At 38.5% G+C, this 7,448-nt stretch carries 9 protein-coding genes; 5 read left to right on the plus strand and 4 right to left on the minus strand.

The genetic code is table 11. From position 1 onward, the window contains the following. Positions 1-15: 15 nt before the first annotated feature. The 3 genes from VIN08_RS17320 to VIN08_RS17330 form a co-directional block, all read right to left on the minus strand. Positions 16-735: a carboxypeptidase-like regulatory domain-containing protein gene (locus VIN08_RS17320; protein ID WP_331967569.1), complete on the minus strand. Its 720-nt coding sequence runs from the start codon at positions 733-735 to the stop codon at positions 16-18. Between the two features lie 202 nt (positions 736-937). Beyond that, positions 938-1,738, minus strand: a complete 801-nt coding sequence (locus tag VIN08_RS17325) for a hypothetical protein (protein WP_331967571.1) — start codon at positions 1,736-1,738, stop codon at positions 938-940. 526 nt (positions 1,739-2,264) lie between these two features. After that, a complete protein-coding gene (locus tag VIN08_RS17330; protein ID WP_331967573.1) occupies positions 2,265-2,732 on the minus strand; it encodes a hypothetical protein in 468 nt (155 codons plus the stop codon). A gap of 523 nt (positions 2,733-3,255) precedes the next feature. Here VIN08_RS17330 and VIN08_RS17335 point away from each other — a divergent pair. The 4 genes from VIN08_RS17335 to VIN08_RS17350 all read left to right on the plus strand — a co-directional run bounded on the left by VIN08_RS17335 (position 3,256) and on the right by VIN08_RS17350 (position 6,273). Next, positions 3,256-3,669 (plus strand): VOC family protein, encoded by a 414-nt coding sequence (locus tag VIN08_RS17335; protein WP_331967575.1) that lies wholly within the window; start codon positions 3,256-3,258, stop codon positions 3,667-3,669. A gap of 314 nt (positions 3,670-3,983) precedes the next feature. After that, positions 3,984-5,084 carry an acyltransferase gene (locus tag VIN08_RS17340; RefSeq protein ID WP_331967576.1) on the plus strand — a complete coding sequence of 367 codons (1,101 nt, stop codon included), beginning with the start codon at positions 3,984-3,986 and terminating at the stop codon, positions 5,082-5,084. Positions 5,085-5,141: 57 nt separating this feature from the next. After that, complete coding sequence (locus VIN08_RS17345) at positions 5,142-5,663, plus strand: GNAT family N-acetyltransferase (protein WP_331967577.1); 522 nt, start codon at positions 5,142-5,144, stop codon at positions 5,661-5,663. 10 nt (positions 5,664-5,673) lie between these two features. After that, positions 5,674-6,273: a hypothetical protein gene (locus tag VIN08_RS17350; protein WP_331967579.1), complete on the plus strand. Its 600-nt coding sequence runs from the start codon at positions 5,674-5,676 to the stop codon at positions 6,271-6,273. Positions 6,274-6,459: 186 nt separating this feature from the next. Here the strand turns inward: VIN08_RS17350 and VIN08_RS17355 are convergent, their stop codons facing one another. Further along, positions 6,460-6,684: a hypothetical protein gene (locus tag VIN08_RS17355; protein ID WP_331967581.1), complete on the minus strand. Its 225-nt coding sequence runs from the start codon at positions 6,682-6,684 to the stop codon at positions 6,460-6,462. 642 nt (positions 6,685-7,326) lie between these two features. Between VIN08_RS17355 and VIN08_RS17360 the strand changes: the two genes are divergently transcribed. Continuing rightward, a partial coding sequence (locus VIN08_RS17360; RefSeq protein WP_331967583.1) for an SDR family NAD(P)-dependent oxidoreductase occupies positions 7,327-7,448 on the plus strand: 122 nt, incomplete at its 3' end.

Raw genomic sequence — 7,448 nt, forward strand, 5'->3', positions numbered from 1 at the left:
ACCAACATTATCTTATTATTGTTCCTTGAAAATAAAGGAATTTATCACCGATGGGTTGTTCATCTTATACAGTACAATGTTGAATTTCTTCTGCTGTTCCCGAATCACATTACTAAACATTTCCGATACCGCATAGTTGGTAGCGTATATCTTATCACCATACGCAAAACCGCTGCTCAGGAAGTTCCCGGCACTGAATGTAACAGAAGAGTTTTGTACATTATTCACATAGCCCGCATTGATGTATCCTCCGGGACCAAATGCTATTTCTTTCGTATTGATTGATACCTCCGGACTTTTACTAAAACAGAAGTATTCCCCCACCATATAGTCTCCATCGGGTTTATCGTTTGTGGAACGTTGATAACTCAGCCAGCCATCTGCATAGTCTACCCAGAAGTATTCATCAAAAGAAAAAGGAATTTCTTCCACTAACGCAATCTCAGATACTGTATCTGCACTGGTGGTATGCTCTATTTTAATTGTGTTAATCCCTACATATCCGGGTTTATCGATCGTTAACAATAAGTCGCCCTTGGGTAAATTATCAACTTTAAATTTTCCGTTAGCGTCCGGAGTAACTACCACAGGGCTTGCATTTACATCACCGAATTTGATAGTAACATCAGAATATACCAGGTTCTCCTCTCCATATTTATCATAAAGCTTAACACTCCCCACCAATGTATTTGTCTCTATACCATTGTCATCATCCGAACAGGAAAAGATGATCATTGAAATTAGTAGTGCGAAAAGGGTTACGGTTGAAAAATAGGGCTTCATATTTATTGATGGGATTATAATATACAACTTACCATTAGCGTTGATACATTACGGTTAATACCACACCAAATTTAATGCTTTACAACGAACTTCCTATATATATGAAAAAAGCCCCGGTATTCCAGGGCTTTAATGTTATTATAGCTAAAGACTATTAATACTTCTGAACTTTGATATTCACCAGCAGGCGTTCACCATTGATAGCCGTTGTTTTAATAGCACCTTTTTTTCCTGATGCAGTTTCAAACAGAATGATATACGGGTTAGATGTACCAAAGCTCTCCTCATCGCTCGCATCGATCGCTACATTTTTGATGAAGCTCTCGTCAGTAGCGTTGTCAAATACAGTTGGAGTAACGCCAAGCCCCTCTGGGTAGTTGATAACTTTTGTAGTGGTTGCTCCTGCTATTCCAAATTTCTCGTTCGCATCATCAGGACTTGTAAAGTAATTTACAGAAGTACCTAATTGACTGAAAGCAAGATCAATTTTAGGACCTGTAGTGCTGTTCACTTCGCTGTCTTTATAGATCAGTCCTGTTTGCGTAGAGAAGAAACGACCGTAGGTAGAGCTTCCTGCTTCACGCGCAAAAGCAACATCGGTATAGGTAACGATAGCACTGTTTCCTTCGATCTCTACGGTTTTAACAACTGTCTTGGTGTCGCTGCCACTGGTTGCTACCAGGGTAACTTCAAATGTTCCGGCCTTATCAACCGTAAGAGCTGCAGGATCTTTATCCAGCGATGTACTAACATTAGCGCCAGCGCTGAATGCCCATCCATATACAACAGCACCTGTTGTTGAGTTGGTAATTGTAACGGTAGCATTCGGTGCCTGACCGCTAACAGACAATGAGAAGTCAGCAACTACAGCTGTACTGTCATCGTCACTTGAACAAGATGAAACAAACAGGATAGCACATAACATGGCCACCGGTGCAAAAAACTTTTTAATCATAACTTTTTTTTAATTTTTAGGACACAATGATAGACCTATAGCTACGGCTATAAAAAGTAAACTATAGGCAAACCTTACACACGCAACGGTATGGCTACTGAAAATAATGGTGAAGAACAGCTTAAGGATTAAAACGTTCGAACGGTTAAATAAAAGGATGCCCGGTGAAGTGAATACTTTCTTTGAATAGAGTAAAAAATCCAACTAAGCTAATTATTCCGTTATTTATATAATCGTACAAATAATTACTCCCACCAGTGTTTATCCTAATTATTACTATGAATATATACTATGAGAATATGTCCGCTTCCGGACGATTTCTAAATGGCTTTTGACGATAGTATAAGCTCGCTGCTATAGGTGAAAATATAGTATCACTCTCTGACAACATACGGAAATCACCGCAGACTATACTTGAAGCAGTTATTATTACTCGCGAAGAGGCAGGCGAGTTTATCCTCTAAAATCTCAAATTGCTTCGAAGCCGTTATATAGTGGACACTCTATTGAAAGATATTTACTTTACTTACAACATATAAATATCCATAAGAAGGAGAGAAATGGACCTTAGTAATACAGGAAGCACTACGTTTAAATACTTGTTTTTTCCCGTCAAGAAAATAATAAACAACAATACTCCTATTCCAACTCCAATTGTTGTACCACCCGTTATTAAAAGTGTTTTATACCCATCATTACCCAAATGAAAGAGGGAAAACGCAATACCAAGTGCAGAAATTCCTGAGCTTATCCAAAGCACCTTTGGTATAATCATCAATCCCAGTAATTCTGAAAAGCCAAATTGCTTGCTCATCTGCTCGGAAAGATCGACTGGTCGAAACGCGAATAAGAAAAAGACGACACCAAGTCCGATAAGTGCTACCTCAATCACTATCGTGCTTATTTCCAACAACATTAGCATTGCCCCAATCACAAGAGCCGTTAATAAAATTCTCTCTAACAATGGAAGATGCTTGGTTATTCTTATGATCATTGGTATTGAAGTCTTCGATGAAGTTTCCATTTTACTTTACCGGTAATATATAAATTCAGCACAAGGTATAATGAACAAAGGGCATAAAAATATAAAATAAGAAAGTCAAGATTTAAGAAGCACAAGATTCAGAAGGTTCTCATTTGTAACGACAAAGATTTCTCAGTATTAGACAGTCTAAGACACTTTCCGAACCTACCTTAGCAAGGTGTTTGAGTGATGAGTTCACAACACGGCCAGACTATTTAAAATGTTGTAGGAAGTCGCCTGGAATACTTTCATTAACAGTTTATACTTATCTATAAACGACTCACAAATCATAACCTATTACTTATGATTCTTATAACCGTAACTTCCATTGATGAGTGGACGCTTTATACTTACCTGGGCGTTGTTGAAATTGTACTTACAAGCACTATTGCCTGGTATGCGTGGCGATGGCCAAGAGTATGATATATATACTTTGTGTTGGTATATTTGGTAGAAGATTTGTTAGAAGGTTTATTAACATATTATAATTTTTATGCATGCATCTTACCAACACAATACGCCACCAGTTATTTCTGTAATGCTGGCAGTATCAGACACTCCTAAAGCTGTTGCCTGGTACAAAGAGGCATTGGGAGCTACAGAGTTATGGAACTTAGGCTCAGTCGCGGGATTACAAATTGCCGGAGCTCCTTTCTTTTTGGGCGAGCCAGCAGCAAATGGTTGGGAAAGTCCAGCCAAGCTTGGCATCACTTCTGCCCGCATTGAAGTTTTCTGTGATGATCCGGATGCTTTCATTACTCGTGCGGTGAAGTGTGGTGCAAATGGTGACTTCGATCCTATCCGGAATCACGAAGCTCTGTGGGGTATTCACCGACAAGGAGGATTTATAGATCCCTTTGGTCACATCTGGTTGATTGGTGATCGATCTCCTCTACAAGTTTATTAATTTACATAAGATACCGGGCATAGAGATTTACGAATCGGTGAATACAGGTCGCTCCTGAATGTGGAAGCAAACATCTATATACCTAACACGTCCAAATGACGCTTATAAAAGAAAGCCCTTTACAACAAAGAAATGTTCCTCTTGCAGAACTGATTCTACCATTAGAAGCTTAACTCCATGTATTTTAAATCATTTTTTATATTTTACAGGCTAAGTTATAACGTGAAGCTGCAAACATCTTATAAATCATTGAGTTCATTTTCTGTACATACGCTCAGACTGTTAATCAACCCGCATCGGATCGCACTAACCTGATGAGTAACAAATCTATCTACTTTTCTGGCTTAAACGGTTTACGAGCAATTTCAGCCATAGCTGTTGTCGTTTCTCATACAACACTAAGTTTGAAGGAGTTCAATCTGGATCCCTTTTTATTTGGCGTGTCGCAAGAAGGAAAACCTCAGGGCCTTTCACTTGCTGGATATGGAGTGAGCATATTTTTCGTTCTAAGTGGTTTTCTGATAACCTTCTTGTTGCAAACAGAAAAAGATATACAGGATATTAATATCAAAAATTTTTACACAAGAAGAATCCTCAGAATCTGGCCGCTGTATTATTTATATATAGGTCTATATATAGTAACGATGCTTATATATGGCATTTGTATCGACTGGCAAACTCTTCTATACTATATTTTGCCGGCTGCCAATATTCCTTTTATCACCGGAGGGAGCACCGTGGGGCTCTTATCTCATTACTGGTCTTTAGGCGTAGAAGAACAATTCTATCTGTTTTGGCCCTGGCTCAATAAAAAAGCAACTATGCTGTTATCGCTCGCAATAACACTCATTATCATTTTGATCAGCGCCAAGACTGTTCTCCATCTGTTTTATCCAAATTCCATTTGGGAAGTATCCATACACATTACCCGATTTCATTGTATGCTGATAGGAGCAGCCGGAGCATTGCTATATAAAAATAAAAACACATTATTCCTCGCACTGGTGAATAACAAATTAACGCAATCTGTTTGCTGGGTGATCATTTTCCTGGTTGCCATCAATAAATATCATATAGCTTCCTTCATTGATAACGAGATTATTTCTGTAGTAGCACTATGTTTAATTATCGGGCAGATTGAGATTAAAAACAGAATGGTGAATTTGGAAGTAGGCCTCCTCGATTTCCTGGGAAGAATTTCTTTTGGAATATATGTTCTCCATCCGTTACTTATATTCTTCATTTCGAAATTACTCCCGGATATGACTATATATTTACCACTCCGGTATATTATTGTTTATTTACTTATACTGACAACAACCATTTTCTTTTCCTATCTATCCTATAGATACTTTGAAAAGTACTTTCTAAATTTCAAAACAAGATTTGAAATTGTAAAAGGGTACAAGAATTAGATAACAGGCTTCATCTTTGAAGAGAACCTACATTGCTCACATGGGCTATAAACATTAATGATCGATAACTATATTATCCGAAGCGCAACACCAGACGAGTTCTCTCTAATTGGCAGACTCATGGTAAAGGTGTATTCGGGACTGGAAGGCTTCCCAAAAGAATCTGAACAACCTAATTACTACCGCATGCTCGCCAATGTAGGTGAGCTTACCACTAAACCGGATACAGATATACTCGTAGCCGTTTCATTAACCGGTACTATAGCTGGAGCAGTTGTATATTTTGGCGACATGAAATATTATGGTTCTGGTGGCACTGCTACACAAGAACAAAATGCTGCCGGGTTCAGACTGCTGGCGGTGGATGATCTAGCGCGCGGGCAAGGTATCGGTAAATTGCTAACGCTTGCCTGCATAAAAAAAGCAAAAGAACAGAAACTCCTGCAGCTGATCATTCATACTACTATGGCCATGCAAACCGCCTGGAAGATGTATGAATCACTAGGGTTTAAAAGATCCGAAGATCTTGATTTTATGCAGGGAGAATTACCGGTGTTTGGTTTTAGATTAATGTTATAACCATGCGACTATGGGCTTAGATAGCGTAGCACTTATCGTAGATATAGAAACACACTTCGACATTACCATTCCCAACAAAGAGGCCGAGAAAATATATACCGTTCAGGACATAGCGGACTGTGTTGTTAACAAAGTAACCATACATCCAAGCGATAAATGCAAATCTCAGATTCTATTCTATAAATTCAGAAATTACTTTATACAAAGATTTCCCACCAATGAAAATGAATTTAAGCCTGACTCCAAATTAACGGACTGGATTCCACGGAATGAATTGAAAGATACCTGGGCAGATATAGCAAGTAAGCTTGACATTGAATTGCCTTACCTCTCGCCTTTAGATCTTGATCCTTCAAAACCCAGGGAAATTAAGTTTTTATGGATAACAATCGATACCCACACAGAATTACTGACCGATGATGCTACCGCAAGCAAATTGATACAATGGACTTTATCCTTAAATCACAAAAAGCTTATTGATCCAAAAAATCTTTGTAGCAAACAAGATATAGAAAATATAGTTATCGGTATTGTTAGTGAATCTGTGGGCCTCCATGTTCAGGAGATCAAACTGGAACATGTGTTGACCAATGATTTAGGAATTGATTAAAACCAGATCGCATATCCTTCCATTTTTATATCGTGAGCATCTTCACCAATACTCGCCAATTGTATAGCAGCGGGAGGCGTATAGGAACTACGTTGGTAACTTTCAACAGGATGGAACAGGCATAAAAAAATTGCAGGGATTTTTCACCCTGCAACCTTCGTTAAATCTTTCGATTTATAGTTTTTCTTATTGAGCTTCACCAGCAGCTTCCAGTGCAAGTTCTTCAGTAGTAGAGTTGTCACCATTCTCTTTCGCTGGCTTCACTTTCTTAACGGACTTGTCAACAATTTTCTCAAGTGCACCAATAGCTTCCTGAACAGGCTTCAGTTTCGACATCAGTTCAGCTTCTTCTTCTTTCAATTTTTTCAATGCATCAATCACCGGGTTCTCTTTTGCAATTTCCTTGGCCATAATCGTATTTGTTTTATTGTAAAAATCTTTCCCTTTATAACGCTCAAGCCGTCTCGGGGAAAAACGGGCTGCTAAAATACAATCAAAATTGTTAGCGAGGTAGCCAATTTTGCCTCCGATTTTCAACTTATAAAACTACCGTGTCAATCTACTTTATCAATAACTGGAAGTCCGTAACGGCTTGGCATTGACACACACGAAGTTGCTGCTCAGAACCCGCGTCAAATAAATTTTACATGAAATATTTTCACTTTACCGGTTCCGCTGCTCTTCCCACTGATCTCCCTCTAAAATGAGTGCTCTCTGCCGTTTTCCAATAGCACTCACGTTGCAAAACGTATTGCATAAAGTCACGCTACAAATAAAAATTCAGTCACCCTTCAGTAGTAGTTATCGCTGAAAGGAATCTGTCAGTAGCCGAAAAAAGTTATTACACCTATAGTATATATCTTGTTTAGTTCCTTCCGTCCACAGTATATATCTAAACAAGCATGGAATAACCTATATGCTGACAACTTGTTTTCCCGGGCGACATCTATATGAAAAGAGGTTTTGTATCCACAATTCCGTTAAATGTATTATCTGCCCGTTTACCCACCAACCCATCTTTGCATCATTATTAACCATTGAAAAAAAATGACGATGAAAAAAACTATTTTAATTACCGGGGCAAGCAGTGGCATTGGAAAGGCAACGGCCAAACTGTTTCAAAGCAATGGATGGAATGTTATTGCAACCATGAGAAATCCTGAAAACGAAACAGA

This window comes from Ohtaekwangia sp., assembly GCF_036568665.1.
Classification (GTDB): domain Bacteria; phylum Bacteroidota; class Bacteroidia; order Cytophagales; family Cyclobacteriaceae; genus Ohtaekwangia.

Coding starts and splice junctions, on each gene's coding strand:
- VIN08_RS17320 (WP_331967569.1), bottom strand. CDS start 735: ATGATCATCTTTTCCTGTTCGGATGATGACAATGGTATAGAGACAAAT.
- VIN08_RS17325 (WP_331967571.1), bottom strand. CDS start 1,738: ATGATTAAAAAGTTTTTTGCACCGGTGGCCATGTTATGTGCTATCCTG.
- VIN08_RS17330 (WP_331967573.1), bottom strand. CDS start 2,732: ATGATCATAAGAATAACCAAGCATCTTCCATTGTTAGAGAGAATTTTA.
- VIN08_RS17335 (WP_331967575.1), top strand. CDS start 3,256: ATGCATGCATCTTACCAACACAATACGCCACCAGTTATTTCTGTAATG.
- VIN08_RS17340 (WP_331967576.1), top strand. CDS start 3,984: ATGAGTAACAAATCTATCTACTTTTCTGGCTTAAACGGTTTACGAGCA.
- VIN08_RS17345 (WP_331967577.1), top strand. CDS start 5,142: ATGATCGATAACTATATTATCCGAAGCGCAACACCAGACGAGTTCTCT.
- VIN08_RS17350 (WP_331967579.1), top strand. CDS start 5,674: ATGGGCTTAGATAGCGTAGCACTTATCGTAGATATAGAAACACACTTC.
- VIN08_RS17355 (WP_331967581.1), bottom strand. CDS start 6,684: ATGGCCAAGGAAATTGCAAAAGAGAACCCGGTGATTGATGCATTGAAA.